The organism is Microcystis sp. LEGE 00066, assembly GCF_015207925.1.
In the GTDB taxonomy this organism is placed as follows: Bacteria; Cyanobacteriota; Cyanobacteriia; order Cyanobacteriales; family Microcystaceae; genus Microcystis; species Microcystis ichthyoblabe_A.
Map to the genome: position 1 here is coordinate 1 of NZ_JADEVX010000005.1, position 26,063 is coordinate 26,063.

The window sequence follows — 26,063 nt, forward strand, 5'->3', positions numbered from 1 at the left end:
CCCACACCCTACACCCCACTTCCCACTTCATAATTCATCCCTTGACTGACCCCAGCAATGGCAGCCAAGAGAAGCCAAACAATAGTATTAATCTTGACGTCGGAGAGGGTGACATCGACGAGATTAAATAAAACGCAAGCACCAAAGGCCACCAGATAGGTAAAGATAATTAACTCACCCCCGGCTTTTTGTTGCCGTAGAAAGATAAATAAACGCCACCCTTGGGCATAAATCCAACCCACCCAAACAGACAATAAAATTAAGCCAATAATTCCCGTTTCTGCCATTAACATCAAATATAAATTATGGGGATGACCTAACCATAATCCCTGACTTTTTTCGTAGAGAGGTGTAAAACTGCGTAATCCCCAACCGAATAGGGGTCTTTCTTGGGTCATTTCTAGAGTAAAACGCCATTGAGTTGATCTGAGAGTCGCTAGAGGACGATTGGGGAACATTTCATCGGATAATCGCTCCCAAATCGCCCTAGGAACCAAAAAACGCAGACTATCCCTGAAAGGATTTGGTCCCCAAGAAGCAAGAGAAATCACCCCCCCCAAGAGGACAAAACCAGCGACTAAGGCATTCCAACCCAGATAAAGGGCGAAAATTAGGCAACCTAAAAAGGCTAAGGCCCAAGCATTGCGAGAATTGCTTAAAAATAGCCCTACACTATCGATAAATATAGTTAAAGTTAAAAACCCGACTTTGAGATTTAAAAGCTTATTTCTTTGTCTGTGCCACTGCCGCCAAGTTAGAATTAATAAACCGATCGCTAAAATCAGAGTTATGAGTAAATAAGCCCCTAAAAGATTAGCATACATAAAAACCGAAGACATTCGCCCTAAAGGTTCGCCCCCCGCTCCGTAGGGCCAGGTAAAAATCCCTTTTAATGCTTCCGGTTTTTGCCAACCGAGAAAAATTTGTCCCCATCCCATCACCACTACCCAAACCGAGGGAATAACCATCACCCAAGCTAGTTGACGCAATTGAGAGGGTTTTTTAATTAATTGCCGAATATTGCTAAAAAAGAAGAAAAAAGGCAGAAAATTTCCTAAACCAATCCAAGCATCCCCCAGAGTTGGGGAAAGACTGGCACTAATCATTAACCAAAGAGTGACGATACCGAGACCTTGATTGAGACGTGACCGAATAATTGCCCGAAAATTGCCAGTAAAAACCCTAATTAAGACGATAATAATGCCGATACCCGCCAACTCCGGCAGAACCATGGCGATAAAAACTGAAAAAAGTATTAAATTCCACTCCCACCCTTGACAAAAAATCTTTTTCATGTTATGCAGGTTGCCAACAATCCTCACGAGTCAGACGAATTTGGGCAAGGGCAAAAATAGTCGGGATAATCCGGCCGTAATCGGTGGCGATCGCCTTCCAACCGAGATCAGCAATAAACCAACCCCATAAAGCCGGTCCTAGCAAGCTTAACGCGGTTCTGACGGCTCCGTAGCGGGCTGCCGCCCTCGTCATGCCCTGTTTAGCCGTTTGTAGGGCAATTTGATTAACAATTGTCCCACCCTGGACTAGGGCAGTTTTTGCCCCTTGATAGCGGGCAAAATGGAGAGCGAACTGCCCGGCGATATGTTTGAGCAGAATCGGTTTCAGGATAGAATTAACGGCGATGACGCTACTGCCTTTGAAGACTATATCAAGGGGATTGTGTTGTAAGTGAACCGGTAAGGGTTGGGGAGTGTGGCAATCCGCAAGCGCCTTTTGAATTTGAATCGAGAGGGATTTTTGTTCCGATGGGGGGAGACGTTTCCAAGCTTTGTTAACGAGGTGAAGATAGATTTCCGCTTCAATTTCCGTTGTCGGCATTTTTTGGGAGTAGGGAACCTTGAGGAAATGACAGACACGAACTAGAATTTGACGATAACTAACTTTTTCCGTTTGACCTTTTAACACTGTCACACCATCGGCAGCCAAATAACGAAAACGATCCTCGACGCTATCTAACCAACTATCCCAATCTTGACTTTGAACGGCGATTGCGTCCGGCGCTCGTAGATAATCGAGAGGGTTAAAACGACGGCAAAAGAGGATGTTAGTGATTTGCTGTAGTTCCTCCTCGGTGGCTAACTCCAAAGCTGTGCGTAATTCGTCCAATGTGGTTTGTCCTCCTCAGCCCCAATAATCAAATCAGTTTCGCTAGTGCTGATTACTAATAATATTAACTCAAGGGTTTACAGGATTAGGAAGGCTAGTGACAAATTTTTCGATTAAGGTTGGGATCATTGGTGCGGGTTTAGCCGGGTTAACCTGCGCTCGTCAGTTGTGCGATCGAGGTTATACTGTTAAGCTATTTGATAAGTCTAGAGGCATTGGTGGTCGTTTAGCCACGCGACGGGTTAATCGAGCTAATCAAGAGATGGCTGTGGATCATGGTTTGCCTTTTTTGACTGTTCAGGGCGAAAAAACGGCGGCTTTAATTGATAATCTCCTGAGAGAGAATATAGTTACTTCTTGGTTTGATTCTAGCTATGTTGCTCCTTCTGGCATCAACAGCGTGGCGAAATTTTTAGCTCAAGGTTTAGAAATTGAACGAGATTTTCTGGTTACTCGTCTGGAAAATCGTCAAGGAAAATGGGTTTTAAACAATAACGGTCAAATTCGGGGGGAGTTTTCCGTGATTGTCCTGGCTATTCCCGCCCCGCAAGCGGCGTTATTGTTAGAAAACTCTTGTATAACTACTATGCCAGAATTGCGATCAATCGTTTACGATCCCTGTTTAACGGTAATGGCGGGTTATGGCGATTCTTTACCCGCAGTTACTCCCTCTACCGCCATCGCTTGGTTAGGACTTGATAGCAGTAAACGGCAATCATCCCCTGATTATGTCTTTGTTGTGCATAGTAGTGGAGATTTTGCAGTTAAATATCTCGATAGCGAGGATTTAGAAGCAGTTAAGCTAGATTTGCTCGCTCGTGCTTCTTTGCCTCTCCCGGATTGGTCTCAGATGCACCGTTGGCGTTATGCTTTAGTCCGTCAGGGTTTAGCTGTACCCTGTTTAAGTGTTAATAGTCCTTTACCTCTAGTTGCCTGTGGTGATTGGTGTCAAGGGGGAGATTTATCGAGAAATTCTTCCCTAGAAACGGCCTTAACTTCTGGGATAGCGGCAGCTAATCAAGTTCAGCAGCTACTCTCTTAAGAATCTAGGGACAGGTTTAAATTCTTAGGTTAAGCCTAAGTTAACAAAAGTTTAAATATATAATAATGTAGATATCCTATACTGGGGGGTCGGTAACAATGGAAAAATTCAATTCTAAAGATAACTTTCTCTACCCTAAAACCAGCTACAGGGGTTTATTCACGCCACAAAATTTAGTTTTTAACGCTAATTTGCAGGAATTCGCCCTGAGAGTCTCTTTTATCGCTGGTTTACACAGTGGGGGAAAGCTTACCTCCACGGAAGCTTACGAGAAAATTAACCAGCTTTGGCAAGAGTTGAATACCAGTCAAAAATTCCTACTAGCTAATCATTTTGAGGATCACGGAGATTGAGAGATGGGGTTTTTCAGTGACCAGTAAACAGCATCTAGACTGCCACAGTAACAAAAGTGGGTCAAGTAGTTCTTAGTTATGTCAGAGCTTTCTGACCATAGCTGGCTTTCATCTTCTAGATAAAAATGTTATCAAAAGACAAAAGCGGGTAATTCTGCCGCTACAATATGATAGCGAGTTGTCAAGAGAACAGTAAAAGAACTGCCAATTGGATCTAGATGCCTCAATATACTACTAAACAAGCAACGGAAAACCCTGTTGTGTCCGACCAGTCCGCCAATAATCCCTTTTCACTATTTGGTCAATTTTGGGAAAGCCTAAAAATTGTCGCTCAACCCTATTGGTATCCAACGGAGTTAAATGGACGTGCCTTTGGAGATGTGATCATTTCTTGGGGAATGTCAGCTTTGATCCTTTTAAGTATCTTGGCAACAGTCGGGGTAGAAGCTTTTAGTAGCTACTGGAATCGTTATGTACTCGATATTATTATTGAAGATAGAGATCTTTCTAAATATCTAAATACGCTTTGGTTATCCAGTTTGTTGATTATAGGAACAACGGGGTTATTTGCTTTTTCTCAATTTATTCGTCGCAAAGTAGCCTTAGATTGGTATAAGTGGTTAACCAAACAAACCGTTAAAAAATATCTCAATTATCGCGCTTATTATAACATTGATTTTACCTCAGCTTTAAAAAATCCCGATCAAAGATTATCTCAAGAAATTGAACCAATTACGACCATGACCCTAAGGTTGTTAATTACCTTCGTGGAAAAAGGGTTGCAAATGATTACTTTTGCGATTATTCTTTGGACAATTTCTCGGCAAATTGCGGTTTATCTAATAATTTATACGATCGCAGGAAATTTCATAGCAATTTATCTAACTCAAGAATTAAACAAAATTAATCAATCGGAGCTTAATAATAAAGCTGATTATAATTATGCTTTAACCCATGTGCGTAACCACGCCGAATCAATTGCTTTTTTTCAGGGAGAAGAGCAGGAAGAAAAAATCATTGAAGACCGTTTTCAACGGGTTATTGAAAGCTCGGAAAAACTGATCAATTGGGAACGGTTTAATAATCTTTTTAATCGAGGTTATCAGTCAGCGATTAGTGTATTTTCAATGTTTATTTTGACCCCGATGTTTATTAAAAACGAAATCGATTATGGGGAAATTAGTCAAGCGAGTTTATGCTGTTTCCTTTTTTCTAATGCCTTGGGACAATTAATTACTGAATGGGGAACATCGGGTAAAGTTTCAAGTTATATTGAACGGTTAGCTACCTTGACAGATGCCTTAAAAGTTGCCAGTGAAGAGCCGAAAAACTTAAGTCGTATTACCACCCTGGAAGATAATCGTCTAGCTTTTGAAAATTTTACCCTACAAACTCCCGATTATGAAAAGGTAATTGTGGAAAATTTATCGGTTTCTGTCCCTTTGGGAGAAAGCTTACTGATTATTGGCCCCAGTGGTCGAGGAAAAAGTTCCTTGTTACGAGCAATCGCCGGTTTATGGAAAGCAGGTAGCGGCCGTTTAGTGCGTCCTCCTTTAGCTAAAATGTTATTTTTACCCCAACGTCCTTATATTATCCTTGGCACTTTACGCCAGCAATTACTTTATCCCCATACCAATGAGCAGGTGAGCGATGAAGAATTAGAAAACATCTTAAAAAAAGTCAACCTGCAACATTTATTAACTGACAAAAATACCTTAGATAAGCAAGTCAATTGGGAACAGATTTTATCCCTCGGAGAACAACAAAGATTAGCTTTTGCTCGACTATTAATCACTAAACCCACTTTTACTATCTTAGATGAAGCAACCAGCGCTTTAGATTTGGCCAATGAAGCCAGTTTATATCGGCAATTACAGGAAAGTGAAACCACTTTTATTAGTGTTGGTCATCGGGAAAGTTTATTTAATTATCATCGATGGGTCTTAGAGTTAACAGAAAATTCCCATTGGCAGCTGTCAACTGTAGAAGATTATCAGCGCAAGAAAGTTAATGACATGGTGATGATGTCAAAAAAATTAGAAGATTTTTCGGCGGTAAAAATAGAGCCTTTGTTTGAGGTTAAAACTGAGCATGATGCGGAAATTGCCGGAGTTTCTGAAATAGCAGAAGGTTTGTCCCATCAACAAATGCAGTCCCTAACTGATTATTCTTTAAGTAACGTCCGGAGTCGTGCCAGTTTAGGTAAAATTATTACTGCTAAAGATGGTTTTAATTATCGTTACGATAAAGACCCAAAAGCCTTAAAATGGGTGAGAATATAGCTAGGGGCTGCTGAAAAAGTTTTTCGTGGGGGTAGGGTGTGGGGTGTAGGGTGTGGGGAGTTTTCTCAGTGAACTGATAACTGATAACTGATAACTGATAACTGATAACTGGTATAGGAGTTTTATCAAATGAAAGCACTGGAAAAACTGGTGACGGAACGATTATATTTAGTCCCCTTAAAGCTTGAACTTCTCAAGGCCGCAATTATAGGTATCGATGAATTAGCAACAATTTTGGGGATAAAAGTTGCAGCTGACTGGGCCGAACAAGAATTGATTCAAGCTTTCCCTGATATTGCGAATATTTTGCTGCAATTCCCCTTACAAAATGAATGGGGATGGGGGAGTTTAATTATTCATCAAACAGAAAATACCCTTATTGGTCATGTGATGATCAAAATTATTCCTGATGTCACAGGTTTACCCACAGATGCTGTAGAAATTGGCTATCAAGTAGCGCCGTTATATCGACGACAAGGCTACGCATCCGAGGCGACAAAAGCAATGATGGACTGGACACTTTCTCAACCTGGTATGCAAACAGTGACCGCTGGCTGCGCTCCCGATAATATAGCTTCAAAGCGAGTTTTAGAAAAAATAGGCATGGATCTGATAGAAGTACGAGAGAAAGTCTTGGTCTGGAAATTAAGTAGGGTTTGCTGAAAAAGTTTGTTGGTGGGGTTAGGAGTCAGTTATCAGTTATCAGTTATCAGTTATCAGTTCACTGAGAAAACTCCCCACTTCCCCACTTCCCACACCCTACACCCCACACCCCACACCCTACACCCTCTTTCAAGTCAGTAGTCGGGGGGGAAATCTGGAGTCAGAGCCTCGTCGATGCGATAAAATACTCTGGCTCTGTTTTTGTCGGTTTATGAGTTGACGAGGACTTCAGCGATCGCCTGGGAGATGGGAAAATAAGGAGGATAAAGTTCTAGCCAGAAAAACTCGCCAACGGGATTAATTTCTAAAAAGATATAACGTTCATCTGGTGTGACAATCATATCAATTGCACCATAATTAAGACCGAAATATTTCACTAATTCAAGTAGTTGTTTTTCAATAGTTTTCGGTAAATCGTAGGGTTGCCATTGTTGATGGAGCGCTCTTCCCTCTTTTCGCCAATCGTAGATAGCACCGTCTAATTGTTGGGAATTAATCGCCGCCGTAAATATTTGTTCACCGACGATAGTGATGCGTAATTCCAAAGCTTTAGGAATGTTTTCCTGAAAAGTCATTGGACAAAATTGCAAACCTTCCAAATTATCTAAGTCTTCCTTAGTAACAGGACTGGTAAAAACAACCATTTCCTCTTGCTTGTCTCCATAAATAGCAAATTGAGACAGCATTTTAGTCACAATTCCCGTCGCTTCAAACTCCTGAGCAAATTGCTTGACAGCTTCAGGATTATTAGAAGTTAAAGTCCCCGGAATTAATAAACCTAATTGTTGCGCCACTTGTAACTGCAATTGTTTATGATTGGCATGATCTACCTTAGCAATTGGATCAAGATGAAAGCCAGATAAACTAGCAATCATTCCTCGAATACTTAACCGACATTCCTTAAGAGAAGCTTCGCGAAATTGACTATCCATTCCATCGGGTAATTTTTGTCCGTATCTCATGCGTCGATACCAGACAGCAGAAACTTCTTTTAGCTCTAATTTTTGTTCTCCATCGGTAATAATTCCGCCTTTTTTATACCCTGAGTAAAGATCAACTTTTACCTCTGTCGGGAAGAGATCGGTATCAAAACGGAAGGCTTTTTTACCCATGGCTTCTATGGCTTTGATTACCAGAGGAATACTTTCATTATCGTTGCTAAAAGTAACAAGTAAAACGGTCATAAATCTCCTTGAAAACTTAGGATTAACAATTTTTTGAGCGCAAGCTTTGCCGATCAACCGAAGACTAAAAAATCGGCGATCGCATGAGAAATAGGTAAATCTAAATCCCGTTCTAACATTCCCCACTCACCGACAGGATTAACTTCTAAAAAAACGTATTCTCCTGCGGGAGTTAAGATAAAATCAAAGACCCCAAAATTTAACCCTAAATTAGCCATAAAAATCTGAAGTTGCTGCAATAGTGAATCGGGTAAAGTATGATGTTGCCAAGCACCCGGATCAATACCCGGTCTTCGCCAATCTACGGCTGAATGATTATACTGAGAAGATTCTAAAGCACCCACAAATGTCTGTCCATTAACCACGACAACTCTCAATTCTAATTGTTTGGGAATTTCCGCTTGAAAAACCATAGGACAATAGCGTAAAGATTCCGCTTCCTCAAGGTCTTCTGCTTTCACCCTACTGGTATAAAGAAAAAATTCCGGCGACTCCATACTTCGGGCGATCGCAGTTAACAATTTACTCACCATTCGTCCCTGAACCTGGGAAAAAAACTCCCGGGCAGCATCAGGATTATTGGTCACTAAAGTGGGGGGAATAATCAAGCCAACTTCTGAGGCCAAACGAAGTTGTAATAACTTATTTTTAGCCTTCTCAATTTGCGCTAAATTATCTAACCAACGCGCTGACCTTAAACTATCCCAAAAACCAGCCAAAGTCGTCTGGGATTCTCGTACACAAACCTCCCGAAACTGAGGATCTAAATCCCCTGTTAGTTCAGGTTGCCAAATACGTCTTGTCCAAACAGATTGCACCTGTTGACTATCAATAGATTGATGGTTATAGGTTAATTGATAAAAACTTTTTTTACCATTAAATTGGGCTGCTAATTGAACCTCTAAGGGAAATTTATCGGTATCTAAGCGAAAAGGTGTGGCTCCTTTTTTTTCTATCGCCTCAGCCACGCGGTCAATCGTGAAAAAATCGCCGCTATGGGTCAACAATAAAACAACTTTAGGCGATTCTTTCATGTCAGTGGGAAATTCCTGTATTTAAATTTCTTTTTGTCTCTTTTAAGTGGCGACTAATTTCGGTTTAGTGGTCAGAATCGAATATTCGCAAGACTGGGGATTGTCCATCCGCTCCTGAGCATTGAGGATTTCTAACCCCACCACGTTCCCCGACTGATCATAGTCGAGAATCACCCCCGGACTCTGCTCGTCGCTTTCTGCAATTGGCACATTACTTAAGGTGATTTTGAGAGCATCAACGACCAGATCATAGGTCACTTTCATGGCGTTCTCCTTAGTACAAACGCTTACGGGGGCGATAATTAGCCACGGATTCCACTAAACCCAAGGCGATAAAATTGGTTAATAAAGATGAACGTCCATAACTTAACCAGGGTAGAGGAATCCCTGTAATCGGGGCTAATCCCACGGTCATGCTAATATTAAGAATTGCCTGAAAAGCGATCATCGAGAGAACACCGATCGCTATTAAAGAACCGAAGTTTTCTTTAGCAGTATTAGCAATGACTAACAAACGCCAACAAACTAACCAGAAAGCTATTAAAACTAGAATACTGCCGACAAAACCGAATTCTTCCCCGACTACGGAGAAGATAAAATCCGTGTGTTGTTCGGGAATAAAATTTAATTGGGTTTGGGTGCCTTGGTGTAATCCCCTTCCCAATAATTCTCCCGATCCGATGGCAATGCGGGATTGAATTAATTGATAACCTCCCCCCAAAGGATTCTTTTCTGGGTGAAGAAATAGGGTTAAACGATCTTTTTGATATTCTTTTAATAAACCCCAAAAAACCTCGCCTAATTTACCCACTGCCAGATTAGTTGCCACCACGATGAAAGTAGATAAAAAACGGTAGGGAAGGGTAAACCAAGCAAGTACAGCGATGATAATTGCTAAAACAATCCAAGCAGGAAAAAGTAAATTAAACAGAAAAACCGATGGGAGGGGAGATAAGAGGATAATCATCCAAGGTAGTTTCGCATTAGCCCAGTAAATCATGCCTAGGGTAATTGCCCCAAAGACTAATCCTGTCCCCAGGTCCGGCTGCGCCATAATTAACACCCAGGGGATGGCAGTGACGACAAAGACACGAGCGATCGCAAAAAGGTTATCGGCGGGACGATGATGTAGGAGGGCTGCTAGGGTGATAATTAAACCTACCTTGGCAAATTCCGACGGTTGCACGTTAAAACTGCCGATATTAATCCAACTTTGCGCCCCATTCGCCGTCACCCCTAGGACAATTACCGCAATTAGGGAGAGATTGGTAAGAAGATAGGTTAACCAGTGCCATTTGAGCAGACTTTCGTAACGACAACGGGCCAGAAATAAAGCGATCGCCACTCCCACGGCCCCGAATAACCAGTGTTGCCACCAATCGAGAGCAGTGGTATGTCTTTCGGCACTACGAATCATTAAACCACCGAAAACGGTTAAAACCGTCACCAAAACGAACAAAAGCCAATCAATTTGGGCTATATCACGGAAAATGAAGCTAAACTGCTCACCAAAACCGCTTAGTTTCCTACTAACAAGGGACTGTCTTCTCACCATTTCTTTCCCCACATTTACTAACTAACTAGGGTTTGCTCAATAAATCTAAAAACATTGTTCGATAATACTTTTAGACCTTTTTGAAATCCAAAAGTACCAGCCTTTGGAGTGATCGGGGAGAAAATTTAGGGACTTTTTCCCTGAAAATTGGTAAAACCCTACACCCTACACCCCACACCCTGCCCCTAGGGAAAACTTTTTGCCGCAAACCCTAACTATAGGCTGCTACGGATACTTTCGCCGCCACCTGACGAGCGATCGCTATCAGGGCTTTAGCTGAGGCCGATTCTGGTTGCCCTAAAACTACTGGTACACCAGTATCACCGCCCTCCCGTAGGGATATCTCCAGAGGTACACATCCCAGTAAAGGAATGCCCAATTCTTGCGAGGTTTTTTCCCCACCACCGGACCCAAATAGATCATAGGAGCGATCGGGCTGATCGGGGGGGATAAAATAACTCATATTTTCCACGATACCCAAAACCCGCGCCCCTAGCTGTTGGAACATTTTTAAACCCCGGCGAGCATCAATTAAAGAAACCGTCTGGGGAGTGGTGACAATCACCGCACCCGCTAGGGGGACCGATTGAATTAAAGTTAATTGTGCATCCCCGGTACCGGGAGGCATATCGACGATTAAATAGTCTAAATCGCCCCAATTGACTTGATAGAGAAACTGACGGATAATGCCGTTTAACATCGGACCGCGCCAGATTACCGGTTGATCGGGGTTGATCAAAAAGCCCATGGAAACCATTTTGATGCCATGGTTGAAAGCGGGTTCCAATATCTCGCCATTTGCGCCCTGTACGGTCACTTGTGCGTCATTTAAGCCCAACATTGTCGGGGCGTTGGGGCCGTAGATGTCCGCGTCTAATAGCCCCACTTTTGCCCCTAAATGAGCCAAGGCGACGGCGATATTGACAGCCACGGTACTTTTTCCCACACCGCCCTTACCACTGGAAACGGCGATAATATTTTTAACCCCCTCCACGCCTTGGCGATCGGGTAAAGCTTTTTGTTGCGGGGTTTCGGCAGTTACATCCACGGCGACACTTTCCACCCCGGGCAGCTGTTTAACGGCTTTTTGGCAGTCTTCCACGATAAATTCGCGCAAAGGACAGGCAGGAGTGGTCAAAACTAGGGTAAAGCTAACTTTTCCGCCATCGATCGCCACATTGCGGATCATGTTCAATTCCACTAGGCTTTTTTGCAGTTCTGGATCTTGAACGGGACGTAATACTTCTAAAATCGATGCGGTATCAAGGGGCATGGTTTCAGTGTCTCTAGTCAAGTATTGTTCTTATGGTTATTTATCTTAACCTTGTGGGGGTTGGGTGTTGGGGTTTTAGGGTTTTAGTTGAAATTCCCCCATTCCCCTATCTCCCTAGATATCTAGATCTCTAGATTACGGTAATAGGATCGCCGACTTTAATTGTACCTGTCTTTTCGGGGATGACATTTTCTCCGAACATAATGCCCCCGGGGAAACGGCGAAAAGTGCTTAAGGTTTTTAAAGGTTCTTGCTGGGGATTTCTCCTACCTGTTTCTTGATCGGTGGTGGTGATAATACAGCGACTACAGGGTTTAACTAGGGCATAATTTATCTCTCCAATTGTGATCTTTTGCCAACTACTTTCGCTAAAAGCTCGATCGCTACTAATAACAATATTAGGCCGAAAACGATTCATCGGCACTGGTGTGACTAAACGCCGATTTAAGTCCGCTAAAGAAGCAGTATTAGTTAATAGAATTGGATAACCATCGGCAAAACTGACGGGAGTATGATCGTTCCCTGCATAGCGAGGATTCGCAGGACGTGGATAATCGGGAGATTGTCGCACTAAACGACAAGGAATGTCGAGAATTTTCTCAAACCATTCGGCGATTTCATCTCCTTGATCCATGGCTATGGTTTGGGATTCCCAGATTTGAACCGCTCTTTTTTCTCCTGTGAAATTAGGCTGAAAAGTCAGGGAATCTTGAGATGTTTTCAGAGAAAAGTTATCCTCTGTTATGGTGACAGAAACGGTGGCTAATTGCGGATATTCCCTTTGGGTGATAAATTTACCCTTACCATCCACTAACATCATTTCTCGATCCCAGAGTAACCCTTTAGAAGTCACTTCAGCTTGGGATAATTGAATACCTCGACAGGATTTAATCGGGTAGATATAGAGATCAGTAACCTGCATTTTCTTTCAGTAGTTCTACATATTTTTTAGCCACATCTTCCCACGTCCAGAAATTAATTTTATTGGGAATATCTTCGGGTAACAAGCGAGGAATTGGATTGAGGATAAATTGTTCTAAACAATTGGCTAAACTGTCCGCATCTCCCCTAGGATAGAATTGCACTCTTTCGGGACAATTATATAATTCTACCTGTTCTTGAAACACTTCTAAATCGGAAGCAATAACGGGAATACCTTGTAAAATTGCTTCTGCTATTGCTAATCCAAAACCTTCGTATTTTGAGGGAAATACCACACAGGAACAGATTTGATAATAAAACTGTAAGGTTTCATAGTCTTGATAACCTAATCCCTTGATGTGACTCTGGAAAATTTCTTTATTTTCCTGATAAAGTTGGGTACATTCTTTGAGATAGTCTTGGTATTCTTGGGTTTGGGACTGTTGAGACAATTGCAGATTTCCATTAACTAGATTATCGGTTTCTTTACCAATAAAAACTATTTGAAATTTTAAACCTTTTTTCGCTAGTGTAATGGATGCTTTAAGCAAAGTTGTATGATCTTTGTAGATACCAAAAGAGGAGGGAAAATAAAAAGTAACTAGCTCACTTTTGACTAAATCGCTCTTGGGATTAGACTCCTCGATAAATCCAGCTAAAAGTACAGCTTTTAATTTACTAGCATAGGTAACATTAGGAAAAATTTTTAAAACATCTTCTTTAGTTTTTTGGGAAATTGTGAACAGTAGATCAGCCCGATCTAACCATTCTTTTAACGCTTCATTGTAGGGTTCTTGATAAGATTCTGAGTAAGTTAAGGGAGCAAATTGCCAAAAAACATCATAAATAATGCCACTTAAAGTAACCTTGACATTAGGAGGAGAAATCCGATTATTCATTCCATACAAACAGTGATCAGCTTGGTAACGCTTGATAATCTGATTAATTCTTGCTTCGATGCGTAAAAGTCCAATTCTACGAGAGAAAATATGATGAATAGAAGTTAGTCTTAGGGTTTTATAAAAATTCGCTAAAAGACCATAAAAATAGATTAATTTTGTTTCAAAACTATGGGGATAAAAATCAAAATTCTCGTAGATAAGTTTATCGGAATCGGGCATTAAAGATCTAAAATATTCAATTTCCTTACGAGGGAGGAGGATAATAATCTGTTCGACGTATTCTAATAAGCTAGGTATCAAAGAGATAATGACTCTTTCTACTCCTCCTTTGCTATAAAATAGGATCGGGATGACAATTTTCATAGATTTCCTTGCAGATAGATGGCAATAAAAAGATTGATTCTTGACTCGAACCTAATTATATTATAGGCTCGAATTGTTCTAATGAGTCGAGAAATCGAGTTAAATTCAAAAAAATAAGACCCTATCAACCATTGAAAAGTAGTCTCCGAGCCAGTAGTCAGCATTCAGAGAAGAAAAAACGAATAGATTGTTTACTTAGACTAGAAAAATGACCTTTTTGCCTATATGTCCTTAAATTAGGGATTTTAGGATTAAGTGCGCCCTTAAGATCTCACTTATGCGGGATATATATGAGCATTTCCTCTAAAACCCTGGCTACCCTTAGGATTAAGTCTTCGCGATCGGGTGCGGCGATGATTTGCAAACCTAAAGGTAGCTGGGATGGACGTTTAATCGGCAAAGAAAGGGCAGGTAAACCGATAAAAGAAAAAGGTTGGGTAAATCTGCCTAAATTGGGTCTAATTAATAGCTCTTGCCCGTCAATAATCATTTTTTCTACTCCTAATGGTGGCGCAATACAGGGAATCGTCGGGGTGAGGATAATATCGACTTCGGCGAAAATCTCTCGCAGACGATCGCGATACCAACGGCGAAAACGTTGAGCCTGTAAATACCAGCTAGAGGGAATTAATGCCCCTGCCAAGAAGCGATCCCGGGTTGCGGGGTCAAAATCCTCTAATCTGGTCTGTAAACGCGGTAAATGCCAATTTGCGCCCTCGGAAGCGGTAATTATATAGGCGGCTGCCCTGGCGCGGGCGGTTTCGGGAATGGTGATTTTTTGGCTCACTCCTAAACGTTCAGCGATCGCTGTCACTGCCTCGAATACTTCCGGTTCGGCTCCCTGCTGAAAATAATCATCGGCAAGGGCTATTTTTACGACCTCTAAGCCATTTAAAGGAGCTTTAAGGTTATTTTTGGCAAAAAGACTCCAAATAGCCGCCATATCCGCCACATTGTCGCTAAAAAATCCCGGATGATCCAAACTACTGACGAACAAAAATAGGCCCTGACGGGATACGCGCCCAAAGGTGGGTTTTAGCCCCACCACGCCACAGCAAGCGGCGGGAACCCTCACGGAACCATTAGTGTCGGAACCGAGGGCGAGAGGCGCTAAATTAGCGGCAACGGCAGCGGCGGAACCGCCAGAGGATCCCCCCGATATACGACTAGGATCGCGGGGGTTGGGAGTGGCTCGATAATGGGCATTTTCGGTGACAAAACCGTAGGCGTACTCATCCATATTGGTCGCCCCCACCAAAACTGCCCCGGCTGCTTCTAGGGTTTGAATAGCGATCGCATCTTGTCTGGCGGCAGGGTGATCTCGATTGATTTTGGAACCGGCAAGGGTGACAATACCCTCGATATCAAAGAGATTTTTGACGGCGAAGGGGACTCCTGCTAAGACACCGACGGGTTCACCGTTGGCGATCGCTTGATCGATTTTTTGGGCTTGAGCGAGCGCTCTAGGCTGTAAAATGTCGGTAAAGCAATTTAAATGGGGATTTTTTGCCTCTATCTCCGCCAGAGTCTGGCTAATAACTTCTAAGGCTCTAGTTTGACGATTTTGGATCGATCGAGCTAAATTGATCGCAGAAATAGTCATGGTTCAAAGCTGAGGGCGCTTTCCCCGTCATCCTCTAAGGGAAATTCTGTCACTAAACTGGCGATTTCTTGCAAGCGTTGCCAGTTTTCAACCACAGAATTTAAATAGCGATCGGGAATGGTTAAATCTAGGATTTTCGCCATGATTATAACGTATTCTTCCGGATTATTCATAGATTTCGTTCTGGTTGGGGTTAAGGAGATCAATCGACACCTAGTTAAGCTGTGAAAATTGCTAGGATATAAGAGAAAATCTCCTGTAAATACAATAGCTATCCCTAGGGAGGAAGTATAACTTAAATTTGTTCTTGACCCCCGACTCCCCAGCATCATAACCTGAGATATGATCCTAGAACTGTATATTGATACTAAATCTGGTTATTAAAAACTGATTATTTATTCCCCTTTGCCTTTTGCCTCTTGCATGAGTGCCTCTCCTCATAACTAGCCTGTACTCAACGGATTTAGTATGAGATATTTTCCTCCCCTTCACCTCCAGATTAAATTAAACTTATATATGACCAAAAACAAGAGGTAACAAGTCTCCCCTTTCAAGAGAATGAAAATTAAAAGCTACTGAAGACTACTGGTAGTCACTGATAACTCGACCGAATCTCAGACATAATTGGTTAAGCTAAAAGCTTTGATGTGCTTAGTTTCCAACCCTCTTTTTAGGTAGGATAATTGTCAGATTCTGTCCTTTGCCTCTAGCCTTCAGAAGCTGATAACTGGTAACTGATAACTGATAACTGATAACTGAAATGACCATCTTACAAGACGAAAAACTCCTCTTTACTCCCGCAATACCCCACAGTGATGCCCTTAGAACTATTTTTGCCTTTCCTAATCAGTATTCTGTGGGTATAACCAGTTTAGGTTATCAAATTGTTTGGGCAACTTTAGCCCTGCGATCGGATATACAAGTTAGTCGTTTATTTACGGATTTTCAAGAATCTTTACCCCGTTATCCCGAATTAGTTGGCTTTTCCTTTTCCTGGGAATTGGACTATGTTAATATCCTCTCGCTGTTAGAATCTTTAGAAATTCCTTGTCACAGTCATCAACGGCAAGATCAGCAGGCGATAATTTTCGGAGGTGGACCAGTTTTAACCGCTAATCCCGAACCTTTTGCTGCTTATTTTGATGTAATTTTATTGGGAGATGGTGAAAATTTAATTGCTGATTTTATTAATGCCTATCAAGAGGTTAGAAACGCCGATCGACCGACAAAACTCCGTCATTTAGCCCAGGTTCCGGGGGTGTATGTTCCTAGTTTATATACCGTTAATTATGACAGTCCTGAAGGTGAAATTACGGCAATTCTACCCATAGATAATAATGTTCCTACCTTTGTTAGTAAACAAACCTATCGCAGTAATACCCTTTCAGCTTCTACGGTGGTAACAAAACAAGCGGCATGGGAGAATATTTATATGGTAGAGGTGGTGCGAAGTTGTCCAGAAATGTGCCGTTTTTGTTTAGCTAGTTATCTAACTTTACCCTTTCGTACCGCTAGTTTAGAATCTTTAATTCCCGCCATTGAAAAAGGTTTAAAAGTGACCGATCGCTTGGGTTTATTAGGTGCTTCCGTCAGCCAACATCCTGAATTTGAAACCTTACTTGATTATCTTTTTCAACCAAAATTTGAGGGAGTTAGACTCTCGATCGCTTCAGTTAGAACTAATACTGTCACGGAAAAATTAGCCAGAATTTTATCCCTAAGAGACAGCAAATCAATTACTATTGCCGTAGAAAGTGGTTCCGATCGCCTGCGGGAAATTATCAACAAAAAGTTAGCCAATGATGAAATTATCCAAGCTGCTATTAATGCCAAAGCGGGCGGTTTAAAAGGGATAAAACTCTATGGTATGGTGGGAATACCGGGAGAAGAAACTGAAGATATAGCGGCAACTGTGGAAATGTTAATAGCCTTAAAAAAAGCCGCCTCTGGACTGCGAATCTCTTTCGGTTGCAGCACCTTTGTGCCTAAATCCCATACTCCTTTTCAGTGGTTTGGAGTTAATAAAATGGCCGAAAAAAGATTAAAATATCTAGAGAAACAATTAGGTAAACAGGGCATAGAATTTCGACCAGAGAGTTATAATTGGTCAGTGATTCAAGCCCTATTATCTAGAGGCGATCGCCGCTTAACTTCCCTGTTAGAATTAACCCGTGGCTATGGTGATTCTTTAGGCAGTTATAAACGCGCTTTTAAGGAACTAAAAGGACAAATTCCACCTCTAGATTATTACGTTCATCAACAATGGCGTTTAGAACAGGTTTTACCCTGGAGTCATTTACACGGTACTTTATCCTCAAATGTTTTAATAAAACATTTAGAAGATTCCCAAACAAAAAGGTAAAATATTGCTAATAAGCTAAGACACATTTAAACAATGTCTTGACTATCAGACCCCAAATGAGGTATTCTATCAAGGTAGATCGGATATTGGTGCAATTCAGAATTGAATTGGTGCTTTTATTAACTATCAATCTCGATTAAACCATTAATTTAATCTTAGTTATCAGCCCATGAGCCAGAAAAATGATACAGTTACCCTGCTTTTATCCCTGCTGATTACCCTAATATTTTTTGGGGCTGGTAGTTGGTGGTTATACAATCGTTTTCAAGGATCAAATAACCCAACCAATCTTTCTGAAATCGAGAAAATATCACCAGAGCAAAAATCGGTATCGCCACAAGCAAGATTTAGTCAAGGTGAAAACTTATTAATAGTTGAAGGGGCTGCTTCTGACAAACAAGCTGCTATACAGGCACTCGGAAAAGGGGACTTTCAGCAAGCAGTTTACCTTCTAGAAAAATCCCTGCGAGCTAATCAAAATGATCCCGAAGCTCTCATCTACTTAAATAACGCCCGTATTGGTGAAGCTAAGTCCTATACTATCGCCGTTTCCGTGCCAATTGGGAACAATGTCAACACCGCCCTAGAAGTTTTACGAGGAGTTGCCCAATCTCAAAATCAAATCAATCAAACCGGGGGAATTAATGGCATTCCTTTAAAAGTTCTCATTGCTGATGATGCCGATAATCCCGAAATTGCCGCTCAAATTGCCCAAAAATTAGCGGCTGATAACAGCATTTTAGGAGTAGTAGGACACACTAGCAGTGACACCTCTTTAGCGGCGGCTGCTATCTATCAAAAAGCGGGATTAGTAATGATTTCCCCCATCAGTACCTCAGTTAAACTCTCCAATTTTGGTGACTATATCTTTCGTTCTGTTCCCAGTGATTTTGTGGCAGCACGGGCATTAGCCGAATCTAGTTTGCAAAAAATTCCTAACGTCAAGGCAGTGGTATTTTTTAACTCCCAAAGTGGTTATAGTCAATCCCTAAAATCTGAATTTACCACCGCTTTAGGATTAGGAGGAGGTCAAGTGGTGAGTGAATTTGATCTATCTTCCCTCACTTTTACCCCTTCTAAAAGCCTCCAACAAGCTCAACAGGAGGGAGCAAATCTCATCGCCCTTCTTGGGGATAGTGGTACCCTAGATAAGGCTTTACAGGTGGTTCAAATCAATGGCCAAAAATTACCGATTGTGGCGGGTGATGACGTTTATAGCCCCAAAACTCTGGATGTAGGCGGAAAAAATGCCCTGGGCATGATTGTCGCTGTCGCTTGGCATTTAGGGGCTAATCCGAACAGTCCTTTTGTAAAAAATTCCCGCCAATTGTGGCAAGGAGACGTAAATTGGCGCACCGCCACCGCCTATGACGCTGCTCAGGCTTTAATCGCCGCAATTAAGGCAGAATCTAGCCGAGAGGGAGTTCAACAGGCGTTAAGAAGCAGTGATTTTTCTGTACCCGGGGCGACTAATCCCGTACGATTTTTACCATCTGGCGATCGCAATCAATCTGTGCAATTAGTGGTAGTTGAACCAGGTTCTCGTTCTAGTTTTGGGATGGATTTTGTGCCAATTTCTCGATAAAATAACAACTAAATCAAGATGAATTGTAAGTAAGTATTTATAATTAAATTGAAGATAGATTTTGCCTCTGATCCCCCCTTAATAAGGGGGGTATCTGACAACTATTAGCCCCTACCTACTTATGTTAGAAACTCCCCCTAAATATTCTGTTCTCGGTTTACCAGTTCATCTTCTCGATAACTACAGTCGTTGGTTAATTAATCGCCTCTATCAAGGTTTTGGTTCCCACGTTGTCACTCTTAATGCAGAAATGGCAATGTTAGGGGAAAATGATGCTAAAGTAGCCCAAGTTATTCGAGAAGCAGATTTAGTTATTCCCGACGGCGCTGGGATTGTTATTTACTTAAAATTAAGGGGCAGAAAACAAACCCGCTGCCCCGGTATTGAATTATCAGAATCCTTAATTACTGAGTTAGGAATGCAGGGAGAAAGTTTTCCTATTGCTTTTTTTGGTGGTAAACCGGGGATTACTGAACAAGCGGCAAGTAATTGGCAAAAAAAGATACCTAATATCCGTATTCTGACTAACCACGGTTATCTATCCTCCCAGGAAATGTCCGATTGGATCGAGGTATTAAAAGATCAACAACCGCGGTTAATTTTAGTTGGTTTGGGAGTACCCCGACAAGAATATTGGATTAGGGAACATCGCCATCTCTGTCCCCAAGCTATCTGGGTAGGTGTGGGGGGGAGTTTTGATATCTGGTCCGGGACAAAAATCCGCGCCCCTCGCTTTTTCTGTGACAATAATTTAGAGTGGTTGTATCGACTCTATCAGGAACCTTGGCGTTGGAAAAGAATGTTAGCTTTACCTAAATTTTTCTGGCGCTCTCTTTTTTATTCCTAGTAATAGTTATTATAAATTCTTTTCGATAAAGGCAATCACTCGCTCTAATCCTTCCCGTGTTTTTAAGTTGGTGAAGATAAAGGGTTTATCCCCGCGCATCTTTTTGGCATCTCTATCCATCACCCCTAAATCTGCCCCCACCATCGGGGCTAAATCTATTTTATTGATTACCAATAAATCCGATTTGGTGATACCCGGTCCACCTTTGCGAGGGATTTTATCCCCGGCTGCCACGTCAATCACATAGATGGTTAAATCTACTAATTCCGGGCTAAAGGTTGCCGCTAAGTTGTCACCACCACTTTCCAGAAAAATTAGCTTTAAGTTAGCAAATTTTCTCTCTAACTGTTCAATGGCAACTAAGTTAATTGAGGCATCCTCGCGAATAGCTGTATGGGGACATCCTCCCGTTTCTACTCCTAAAATTCTTTCCGGAGCCAAAGCTTGCGATCGCACTAAAAATTGGGCATCTTCTTGAGTATAAATGTCATTGGTGACTACGGCGATCGGATATTGATCCCGCAAATTTTTACACAGGGCATCGAGCAGGGCTGTTTTTCCTGAACCCACCGGACCGGCAATTCCCACGCGCAAGCAAGACATAGTTTTTTCGGGAAAAAGTGAAAAGGAAAGGGTTAAAAATTTTGGGGCTATCGGATAGAAAAAAGAGGGGTTCGCAGGGCGACACGGATTCCCATTATAATAAAAGGTTAACGCAAATCCGAGAATTTGTCAAGCCCTTTCGCCAATAAAGTTGGGGAAATTATCGGCAAAAAGATCACCAAAAGTCAGTGATTTGGTAGCCAAAATCCGTTAACATCTGCCTAAACAGGGGCAAGCTTAAACCGATAACATTACTGTGACATCCCTCTAATCTTTCCACGAATAGACCCCCCTTTCCTTCTAGGGCAAAACAGCCGGCACATTTGAGGGGTTCTTCGGTGTTAACGTAGGCAATAATTGTTTCATCGCTGATATTGGCAAAGTGAACTTTAGTAATCCCACAACGAGTCAAGGTTTGATTATTAACTCGATCAATTAAAGCATGACCTGTATAGAGTGTACCCACCTGACCGCGCATTTTTTGCCAACGATCAATCGCTTCTGATTTATCCTTGGGTTTGCCATAGACTTCCCCCGCTACTTCTAAGACGGAATCACAACCAAGAATTAATCCTGTATCAAATTGGGGGGCGATCGTTTGTGCTTTACATTGGGCTAAAGTTTGGACAAGATGGAGAGTATCATCAGCATTAATTGTCGATTCATCAAAGTTACTTACCCGCACAATCGGATCGATTCCCACCATTTGTAATAGTTTTTTACGCGCAGGAGAAGCGGAAGCAAGAATCAAGGGAATGGACATAAGTTTTTTCAGTAAACAAGATAGGAGATAGTTAGGTAGGGTGGGTTAGGCAATGACAAATTATTAGACTTAATTATCAATTTATCTATTTGCCGTAACCCACCATCAGTTATCAGGTTTTTAGCTATTTCTGCTAGGAATTTGTAGGATTTTCGGGGGGAAAATAACGATCTAAAATCTCAACCATGCGTGATTCTCTTTCTTCAATTTTGTCAAATCGATTGTAAAAATCTGACTGAACCTCATAAAAATCCGACATCGATCGAGTTAATTGTCCTAGCAGTTGATAAAGTCCCCGTCTGTCTTTTTCCCATTCTTTTTTAGACTCAGCAAGACTATTAGTTAACGCTTCGATCAATTTGGCGTTAGAATTAGCGATCGCTCTAGTTTCTTTTAATCCCTGATTGGTTTCCTGTAGTCCTAATTTAATCTCCTGTAATCCTAATCTAATCTCCTGTAGTCCTGATTTAATCTCCCGTAGTTCTGTTAGGGTAGTTTCAGCAAGAGATTCGATTCTATCTAGTCTATTTTCTTCCGAGTTACTCATATTCAGTTATCAGTGATCAGTGATCAGTTATCAGTGATCAGTTACCAGTGATCAGTTACCAGTTATTAGATTTGAGTTTTAAGTGACAGTATTAAATAGAAGTTTCCTACTGTCTTTTCACTGTTTACTGATTACTAATTACTGATTAAGTAAGTATTTTATCTTTAATTGTAACCAGCTACCTATTTGATGATAGGTGGTGCGTTATGACGGATTGTTAACTTTAAGTCAAAACAGGAATTTTTGCCGTCTAACGCACCCTACATTTTACTGAAAATTTCCTATCCTCTGACATTTAACTAACCGAGAAAGAATCAACGATAGTTTCAAAGAGTTCTTGAATTTGCGTCCAACGTTTTTGGGAAGTGGAAAGATTAAAAGAATAGAGTTTATGATTATTAACCGTGACGCTGGCCAGATTATGACGTTCTTGGCCGTTGGCTAATTTAATTTGATATTCGAGGATATAATAATCTTGGCCGTCGATTTGATGGGATTCTGAGCGAATTAATTCTACTTCCTTATCAAGATTGGGGTTAAGACTGTTATTTTTCAGGAGACGATAGCCAACTTCCGAGGGAGTCCCTAAATCTGTTAAGGTTTTATTGTCGGGGACGGGATTGATAATAACGCTTAAATTTTCGCTCGTTTCGATCAGGTCATGAAAAACCACATCTACTCCCGCAACTTTTTTCACATCCACCTGCGTCCAACCCTTAGGATACAAGAATTGATAGCCTTGGCTGCCACTGGTGTATCCTTGCAGTCCAGCGATGGGAGTTGCACAAGCGGTGAAGAGGAGGGTGGTAATTAGGAGGAAAGTCGCCAAAAGAGATTTAATCATGATATTTTGACCTGTAAGTAGGGCTGTTTAATTTTACCTTGAATTGTTTAGGTGAAGGGATTATGAAAATTAAGAAAAAATTGACAATTATTATCGCTATAGCCAGTTTTTTACTGACTATCTCTCCCCTAAGCGCTCAAACTACCGCTAACCCCGTGAAAGCTGTAGAATTTTATAATCGGGGGGTGGATCGTTTAACCGCAGGGGATTACTCAGGAGCGATCGCCGATTTTACTCAAGCTCTACAATTAGAACCCAAGGATGCCGATGCTTACTATAATCGCGGCTATGCGGAATTAGTTCTCGGCCAGTACGAGCGAGCGATCGCAGATTATACCCAGGCCTTGACAATCAACTCTAATTATGTTAATGCTCTCGGTAATCGTTGTTATGCCTATTATCTGACGAAAAAATACGAGGCAGCCGTGGAAGATTGCACAAAAGCGATCGCTTTAAACGGAAATTTTGCTGATTTCTTTATTTATCGCGGTAATGCTAAGGATGACTTGGGAAGACACCTAGAAGCGATCGAGGATTACACAAAAGCTTTGAGTTTACAGGGAACTAGAGGACAAGATCGCATTTTCTATAATCGCGCTCTAGCCTATAACCGAGCCGGACAGCAGGAAATGGCTTTAAGGGACTACAATGAGAGTCTGAAAATCAATGCTAATTTTGCCGAAGCGTACCACAATCGGGGTTTGACCTATTATAAATTGGGAAACAGGGAAAAAGCGATCGCTGATTTAGAGGCAGCAGCTCGTCTAGCGTTATCTCAGGGTAAACAGGGGACTGCGGCTAAGTCTCAGTCAGCAGTGGCATTAATTCAGGGTCAAAAGCCCTAAAATAGGGAGTAGTTGTGATTTTAGCGCTAAAGAGGAGTGAAAGGGGCTAAATCGCAACTACGAGGGACTAAATTTTAGCCAGCTTGAGATGCGTAAAAAGCGACGGCTAACAGTCCACCCACAAGTGTGATCGCAGCAACACCCCAGAAAATATAATTACGTTGTTGCGATTTAGTCGGGGGATCCGCTTGATAAACTTTCGGTTCGGCGGCGAAATTATTTAAGCGTCCACCTTCTTCATTTGTATAAGGCATAATCAAAACCTCAAATATGACAATTTTTCAGGAAAAAAATCCTCTTATTACAATCGTACAACATATTAGTAACCGAGTCGGGGATGTTGGAAATTCTCACGGGGATAACAATTCTTAGTCTTGGGGTAACTGCCGGACTCTGCTATTTTTATTTGCGATCGCATTTCCAATGATTGAAACTGCGAAAACAAGTTTAAAAAGGCTAATCATACCAAATCCGTTTTTAATACAGAATTTAGTATTAGGTGTTGGGATAGGGGGAGGTGGTTGCGTTAATATTAGTTGCTGTATCTAATAACACTGGAAAAAAACTATAGATGAATTCTCCCTATGCAGATGTCTCTCCTAGTAATTGGTTATCTATCACCCAAGGACTTGTGGAAAGACATCCCCTATCTACCGATGCAATTGTTGATGTTGTTTTAACATCTTGGCAATCAATTTTTAATTCTCAGTTAGGTACAAAAGGTTTTAGAATTGGTAGGGATATCTTCCCTAAACCTCAAATTATGGGTTTTCTACTTCATGAGTTAATTCCTTTAGAACTAAAAGCAAAATATCCCGATCTCTGGAGAGGAGATATCAGTATATCTGATAAAGATATTGTCTATATACCTGATGACTTTTTTTCAATTGAAGTCAAAACCTCCTCTGATCCTAGACATATATATGGCAATAGAAGCTATGCTCAAAATTCTAATAACAGCAAAAAAGGTAAGTCTGGATACTATTTAGCAGTTAACTTTGAGAAGTTTTCTAATACTACTAATCCTCAGATTAAACTAATTCGTTTCGGTTGGATTGATTCTGGGGATTGGATTGGGCAAAAGGCAGCTACAGGCCAACAATCGCGTCTTTCCTCTGACGTAGAAAATTATAAATTACTCCAATTGTATCGAAAAATCTAGAATAATGATCCTTGAATATAAGTATTGCTTCTTTCTTTTTTAAATCTTTTAAATCTCTCTGCAGCTATCTCGCAATAGTCTTGTCGAATTTCAAAACCCACAAAAATTCTTCCTAATCCCAAGGCCGCTATTCCCGTAGAACAAGAACCAGCAAAGGGATCAAGAATTATTTCTACGGGATTAGATGAAGCTTGTATAATTCTCTCGACAATTGCTAAAGGAAATTGTGCGGGATGTCCGGTTCTTTCCTTAGAACTGCGCTTTTCTCCTGTAGTGACTTTAGGAACTTCCCACACATCAGAAGGATTTTTGCCGAGGGGATTACAACGATATTTACCATTTTTCTTTTGATTGGGATACTTAACGTTAGGGTCACGAATATTATCTAAGTTAAAAGTATATTCTTGGCAATTTTTGAGATAAAAAAGCCATTTTTCATTGCGAGGACTAAGACGATTTTTTGTAGAAACACCGGCCCCATATTTCCAGACAATTTCTTGTAAAAGATAAAAGGGAGACTTATCCCAAAGAAGATAGGGAATCGGAACACATAATCCCTTTTCTGGTACTTCTAAATAACCAACATTTAGCCAAAAAGCACCGTTATCTTGAGTAATCTGATAAATTTGCCCCAGCCAATTAGCACACCAATCAACATAGTCATTGATTGAAAGAACTCGTTCATATTCTTTGCCAATATTATAAGGTGGTGATGTAACAGTGAGGTCAATTTTTATGTCACTATGAGATAGTTTAGACAAAAAGTCTGTGGCATCTCCTTGATAAAGAATAAAGCCGTTGTCCGAGTAAAAAGGTTGACCAAGATGACTAACCAGAATTTCTTTAAGAGAATTAAATTTGTTGGCTCTATCTTTTTCTAACTCTGGAGAAAATGGCTGTAGTAAGGAGGAAGGAGCAATCTGAGTTGATTGATGATCGACAATTCCCTCTGCTAGATAAGAGTTTTGTTCCTTGCTGGCAATTGGACGAGACTCATCTTCCCTAGACGATAGTTTTTTTTGTTTCCCCTGGGACTCTACAACCATAATTTCAAAGGACAGGTAAGTATTTTGATAGTTTCAATTATGCCCTTATTTTACCAAAATATCACTGGAGTTGTGCTTAATTTAATAACTTTTGTAATCATTCTCCTTCCCTTACCCTGGATGGGGAGGTAGAACCCCACCAAGAGTTAAAGATTGACTG

27 protein-coding genes are annotated in these 26,063 nt (G+C 41.2%); 10 read left to right on the top strand and 17 right to left on the bottom strand.

Translation table 11 applies throughout. The features are described 5' to 3' along the window. Positions 1-8: 8 nt before the first annotated feature. On the bottom strand, positions 9-1,295 hold the full coding sequence (locus IQ224_RS01520; RefSeq protein ID WP_194032414.1) for an O-antigen ligase: 1,287 nt from the start codon (positions 1,293-1,295) through the stop codon (positions 9-11). 1 nt (position 1,296) lies between these two features. Next, positions 1,297-2,124 (bottom strand): YaaW family protein, encoded by an 828-nt coding sequence (locus IQ224_RS01525; RefSeq protein WP_194032415.1) that lies wholly within the window; start codon positions 2,122-2,124, stop codon positions 1,297-1,299. 97 nt (positions 2,125-2,221) lie between these two features. On the opposite strand from IQ224_RS01525, the gene IQ224_RS01530 reads away from it, so the two are divergent. The 4 genes from IQ224_RS01530 to IQ224_RS01545 all read left to right on the top strand — a co-directional run bounded on the left by IQ224_RS01530 (position 2,222) and on the right by IQ224_RS01545 (position 6,464). Then, positions 2,222-3,166: an NAD(P)-binding protein gene (locus tag IQ224_RS01530; RefSeq protein ID WP_194032416.1), complete on the top strand. Its 945-nt coding sequence runs from the start codon at positions 2,222-2,224 to the stop codon at positions 3,164-3,166. Positions 3,167-3,264: 98 nt separating this feature from the next. Further along, positions 3,265-3,519 (top strand): hypothetical protein, encoded by a 255-nt coding sequence (locus IQ224_RS01535; RefSeq protein ID WP_002740468.1) that lies wholly within the window; start codon positions 3,265-3,267, stop codon positions 3,517-3,519. A gap of 218 nt (positions 3,520-3,737) precedes the next feature. Continuing rightward, positions 3,738-5,801, top strand: a complete 2,064-nt coding sequence (locus IQ224_RS01540) for an ABC transporter ATP-binding protein/permease (RefSeq protein WP_194032417.1) — start codon at positions 3,738-3,740, stop codon at positions 5,799-5,801. Positions 5,802-5,930: 129 nt separating this feature from the next. Next, positions 5,931-6,464, top strand: a complete 534-nt coding sequence (locus tag IQ224_RS01545) for a GNAT family N-acetyltransferase (protein WP_194032418.1) — start codon at positions 5,931-5,933, stop codon at positions 6,462-6,464. 209 nt (positions 6,465-6,673) lie between these two features. On the opposite strand, the gene IQ224_RS01550 is transcribed toward IQ224_RS01545, so the two are convergent. Genes IQ224_RS01550 through rodA form a run of 4 tightly spaced genes read right to left on the bottom strand, consistent with a single transcriptional unit; the run spans position 6,674 to position 10,237 of the window. Then, positions 6,674-7,648 (bottom strand): MvdD family ATP-grasp ribosomal peptide maturase, encoded by a 975-nt coding sequence (locus tag IQ224_RS01550; RefSeq protein WP_194032419.1) that lies wholly within the window; start codon positions 7,646-7,648, stop codon positions 6,674-6,676. A gap of 53 nt (positions 7,649-7,701) precedes the next feature. After that, positions 7,702-8,682, bottom strand: a complete 981-nt coding sequence (locus IQ224_RS01555) for an MvdC family ATP-grasp ribosomal peptide maturase (RefSeq protein ID WP_194032420.1) — start codon at positions 8,680-8,682, stop codon at positions 7,702-7,704. A gap of 42 nt (positions 8,683-8,724) precedes the next feature. After that, entirely contained in the window at positions 8,725-8,946 is a 222-nt protein-coding gene (locus IQ224_RS01560; protein ID WP_194032421.1) for a DUF2283 domain-containing protein, read from the bottom strand. Positions 8,947-8,956: 10 nt separating this feature from the next. Then, complete coding sequence (gene rodA / locus IQ224_RS01565) at positions 8,957-10,237, bottom strand: rod shape-determining protein RodA (RefSeq protein WP_194032422.1); 1,281 nt, start codon at positions 10,235-10,237, stop codon at positions 8,957-8,959. An 80-nt stretch (positions 10,238-10,317) separates the two neighbouring features. Here rodA and IQ224_RS24480 point away from each other — a divergent pair, with 80 nt between their 5' ends. Continuing rightward, positions 10,318-10,452, top strand: coding sequence for a hypothetical protein (locus IQ224_RS24480; RefSeq protein WP_255527394.1), 135 nt, complete (start codon positions 10,318-10,320; stop codon positions 10,450-10,452). Here the strand turns inward: IQ224_RS24480 and IQ224_RS01570 are convergent. The 5 genes from IQ224_RS01570 to IQ224_RS01590 form a co-directional block, all read right to left on the bottom strand. Further along, positions 10,449-11,510 carry an Mrp/NBP35 family ATP-binding protein gene (locus IQ224_RS01570; protein WP_002740457.1) on the bottom strand — a complete coding sequence of 354 codons (1,062 nt, stop codon included), beginning with the start codon at positions 11,508-11,510 and terminating at the stop codon, positions 10,449-10,451. The two genes, IQ224_RS24480 and IQ224_RS01570, sit on opposite strands and share 4 nt — an antisense overlap. A gap of 130 nt (positions 11,511-11,640) precedes the next feature. After that, positions 11,641-12,432, bottom strand: a complete 792-nt coding sequence (locus IQ224_RS01575; protein ID WP_194032423.1) for an MOSC domain-containing protein — start codon at positions 12,430-12,432, stop codon at positions 11,641-11,643. Then, positions 12,419-13,696, bottom strand: coding sequence for a glycosyltransferase (locus IQ224_RS01580; protein ID WP_194032424.1), 1,278 nt, complete (start codon positions 13,694-13,696; stop codon positions 12,419-12,421). Before IQ224_RS01580 ends, IQ224_RS01575 begins: the two co-directional genes overlap by 14 nt. A gap of 271 nt (positions 13,697-13,967) precedes the next feature. Further along, positions 13,968-15,299 carry an AtzE family amidohydrolase gene (locus tag IQ224_RS01585; protein WP_194032425.1) on the bottom strand — a complete coding sequence of 444 codons (1,332 nt, stop codon included), beginning with the start codon at positions 15,297-15,299 and terminating at the stop codon, positions 13,968-13,970. After that, entirely contained in the window at positions 15,296-15,472 is a 177-nt protein-coding gene (locus IQ224_RS01590; RefSeq protein WP_002740449.1) for a DUF4089 domain-containing protein, read from the bottom strand. The genes IQ224_RS01585 and IQ224_RS01590 overlap by 4 nt, the downstream gene beginning before the upstream one ends. A gap of 587 nt (positions 15,473-16,059) precedes the next feature. Here IQ224_RS01590 and IQ224_RS01595 point away from each other — a divergent pair. The 3 genes from IQ224_RS01595 (at position 16,060) to IQ224_RS01605 (ending at position 20,093) form a co-directional block, all read left to right on the top strand. After that, positions 16,060-17,661 carry a radical SAM protein gene (locus IQ224_RS01595; protein WP_002740447.1) on the top strand — a complete coding sequence of 534 codons (1,602 nt, stop codon included), beginning with the start codon at positions 16,060-16,062 and terminating at the stop codon, positions 17,659-17,661. A 169-nt stretch (positions 17,662-17,830) separates the two neighbouring features. Continuing rightward, a complete protein-coding gene (locus IQ224_RS01600) occupies positions 17,831-19,246 on the top strand; it encodes an ABC transporter substrate-binding protein (RefSeq protein WP_194032426.1) in 1,416 nt (471 codons plus the stop codon). 121 nt (positions 19,247-19,367) lie between these two features. Beyond that, complete coding sequence (locus tag IQ224_RS01605; RefSeq protein WP_194032427.1) at positions 19,368-20,093, top strand: WecB/TagA/CpsF family glycosyltransferase; 726 nt, start codon at positions 19,368-19,370, stop codon at positions 20,091-20,093. Positions 20,094-20,102: 9 nt separating this feature from the next. Here the strand turns inward: IQ224_RS01605 and ureG are convergent, their stop codons facing one another. The 4 genes from ureG to psbP form a co-directional block, all read right to left on the bottom strand. Then, positions 20,103-20,696, bottom strand: a complete 594-nt coding sequence (ureG, locus tag IQ224_RS01610; RefSeq protein ID WP_002792251.1) for an urease accessory protein UreG — start codon at positions 20,694-20,696, stop codon at positions 20,103-20,105. A gap of 175 nt (positions 20,697-20,871) precedes the next feature. Further along, positions 20,872-21,459 (bottom strand): nucleoside triphosphate pyrophosphatase, encoded by a 588-nt coding sequence (locus IQ224_RS01615; RefSeq protein ID WP_194032428.1) that lies wholly within the window; start codon positions 21,457-21,459, stop codon positions 20,872-20,874. A 133-nt stretch (positions 21,460-21,592) separates the two neighbouring features. Beyond that, positions 21,593-22,006, bottom strand: coding sequence for a hypothetical protein (locus IQ224_RS01620; RefSeq protein ID WP_002740439.1), 414 nt, complete (start codon positions 22,004-22,006; stop codon positions 21,593-21,595). 295 nt (positions 22,007-22,301) lie between these two features. Then, positions 22,302-22,850: a photosystem II reaction center PsbP gene (psbP, locus tag IQ224_RS01625; RefSeq protein ID WP_002740438.1), complete on the bottom strand. Its 549-nt coding sequence runs from the start codon at positions 22,848-22,850 to the stop codon at positions 22,302-22,304. Positions 22,851-22,912: 62 nt separating this feature from the next. Here psbP and IQ224_RS01630 point away from each other — a divergent pair, with 62 nt between their 5' ends. Then, positions 22,913-23,695: a tetratricopeptide repeat protein gene (locus IQ224_RS01630; RefSeq protein ID WP_194032429.1), complete on the top strand. Its 783-nt coding sequence runs from the start codon at positions 22,913-22,915 to the stop codon at positions 23,693-23,695. 74 nt (positions 23,696-23,769) lie between these two features. On the opposite strand, the gene psb34 is transcribed toward IQ224_RS01630, so the two are convergent. Continuing rightward, positions 23,770-23,949 (bottom strand): photosystem II assembly protein Psb34, encoded by a 180-nt coding sequence (gene psb34 / locus IQ224_RS01635; RefSeq protein ID WP_002740432.1) that lies wholly within the window; start codon positions 23,947-23,949, stop codon positions 23,770-23,772. Between the two features lie 317 nt (positions 23,950-24,266). Here psb34 and IQ224_RS01640 point away from each other — a divergent pair, with 317 nt between their 5' ends. Beyond that, complete coding sequence (locus IQ224_RS01640; protein WP_002740429.1) at positions 24,267-24,857, top strand: ScaI family restriction endonuclease; 591 nt, start codon at positions 24,267-24,269, stop codon at positions 24,855-24,857. Here the strand turns inward: IQ224_RS01640 and IQ224_RS01645 are convergent. After that, a complete protein-coding gene (locus tag IQ224_RS01645) occupies positions 24,854-25,903 on the bottom strand; it encodes a site-specific DNA-methyltransferase (RefSeq protein WP_002740428.1) in 1,050 nt (349 codons plus the stop codon). The genes IQ224_RS01640 and IQ224_RS01645 overlap by 4 nt on opposite strands. Between the last annotated feature and the right edge of the window lie 160 nt (positions 25,904-26,063).

What these genes read in the sequence shown, in the direction of transcription:
- IQ224_RS01520 (WP_194032414.1), bottom strand. Translation starts at nt 1,295, where the DNA reads ATGAAAAAGATTTTTTGTCAAGGGTGGGAGTGGAATTTAATACTTTTT.
- IQ224_RS01535 (WP_002740468.1), top strand. Translation starts at nt 3,265, where the DNA reads ATGGAAAAATTCAATTCTAAAGATAACTTTCTCTACCCTAAAACCAGC.
- IQ224_RS01540 (WP_194032417.1), top strand. Translation starts at nt 3,738, where the DNA reads ATGCCTCAATATACTACTAAACAAGCAACGGAAAACCCTGTTGTGTCC.
- IQ224_RS01545 (WP_194032418.1), top strand. Translation starts at nt 5,931, where the DNA reads ATGAAAGCACTGGAAAAACTGGTGACGGAACGATTATATTTAGTCCCC.
- IQ224_RS01550 (WP_194032419.1), bottom strand. Translation starts at nt 7,648, where the DNA reads ATGACCGTTTTACTTGTTACTTTTAGCAACGATAATGAAAGTATTCCT.
- IQ224_RS01555 (WP_194032420.1), bottom strand. Translation starts at nt 8,682, where the DNA reads ATGAAAGAATCGCCTAAAGTTGTTTTATTGTTGACCCATAGCGGCGAT.
- IQ224_RS01560 (WP_194032421.1), bottom strand. Translation starts at nt 8,946, where the DNA reads ATGAAAGTGACCTATGATCTGGTCGTTGATGCTCTCAAAATCACCTTA.
- rodA (WP_194032422.1), bottom strand. Translation starts at nt 10,237, where the DNA reads ATGGTGAGAAGACAGTCCCTTGTTAGTAGGAAACTAAGCGGTTTTGGT.
- IQ224_RS01570 (WP_002740457.1), bottom strand. Translation starts at nt 11,510, where the DNA reads ATGCCCCTTGATACCGCATCGATTTTAGAAGTATTACGTCCCGTTCAA.
- IQ224_RS01575 (WP_194032423.1), bottom strand. Translation starts at nt 12,432, where the DNA reads ATGCAGGTTACTGATCTCTATATCTACCCGATTAAATCCTGTCGAGGT.
- IQ224_RS01580 (WP_194032424.1), bottom strand. Translation starts at nt 13,696, where the DNA reads ATGAAAATTGTCATCCCGATCCTATTTTATAGCAAAGGAGGAGTAGAA.
- IQ224_RS01585 (WP_194032425.1), bottom strand. Translation starts at nt 15,299, where the DNA reads ATGACTATTTCTGCGATCAATTTAGCTCGATCGATCCAAAATCGTCAA.
- IQ224_RS01590 (WP_002740449.1), bottom strand. Translation starts at nt 15,472, where the DNA reads ATGAATAATCCGGAAGAATACGTTATAATCATGGCGAAAATCCTAGAT.
- IQ224_RS01595 (WP_002740447.1), top strand. Translation starts at nt 16,060, where the DNA reads ATGACCATCTTACAAGACGAAAAACTCCTCTTTACTCCCGCAATACCC.
- IQ224_RS01600 (WP_194032426.1), top strand. Translation starts at nt 17,831, where the DNA reads ATGAGCCAGAAAAATGATACAGTTACCCTGCTTTTATCCCTGCTGATT.
- IQ224_RS01605 (WP_194032427.1), top strand. Translation starts at nt 19,368, where the DNA reads ATGTTAGAAACTCCCCCTAAATATTCTGTTCTCGGTTTACCAGTTCAT.
- ureG (WP_002792251.1), bottom strand. Translation starts at nt 20,696, where the DNA reads ATGTCTTGCTTGCGCGTGGGAATTGCCGGTCCGGTGGGTTCAGGAAAA.
- IQ224_RS01615 (WP_194032428.1), bottom strand. Translation starts at nt 21,459, where the DNA reads ATGTCCATTCCCTTGATTCTTGCTTCCGCTTCTCCTGCGCGTAAAAAA.
- IQ224_RS01620 (WP_002740439.1), bottom strand. Translation starts at nt 22,006, where the DNA reads ATGAGTAACTCGGAAGAAAATAGACTAGATAGAATCGAATCTCTTGCT.
- psbP (WP_002740438.1), bottom strand. Translation starts at nt 22,850, where the DNA reads ATGATTAAATCTCTTTTGGCGACTTTCCTCCTAATTACCACCCTCCTC.
- IQ224_RS01630 (WP_194032429.1), top strand. Translation starts at nt 22,913, where the DNA reads ATGAAAATTAAGAAAAAATTGACAATTATTATCGCTATAGCCAGTTTT.
- psb34 (WP_002740432.1), bottom strand. Translation starts at nt 23,949, where the DNA reads ATGCCTTATACAAATGAAGAAGGTGGACGCTTAAATAATTTCGCCGCC.
- IQ224_RS01640 (WP_002740429.1), top strand. Translation starts at nt 24,267, where the DNA reads ATGAATTCTCCCTATGCAGATGTCTCTCCTAGTAATTGGTTATCTATC.
- IQ224_RS01645 (WP_002740428.1), bottom strand. Translation starts at nt 25,903, where the DNA reads ATGGTTGTAGAGTCCCAGGGGAAACAAAAAAAACTATCGTCTAGGGAA.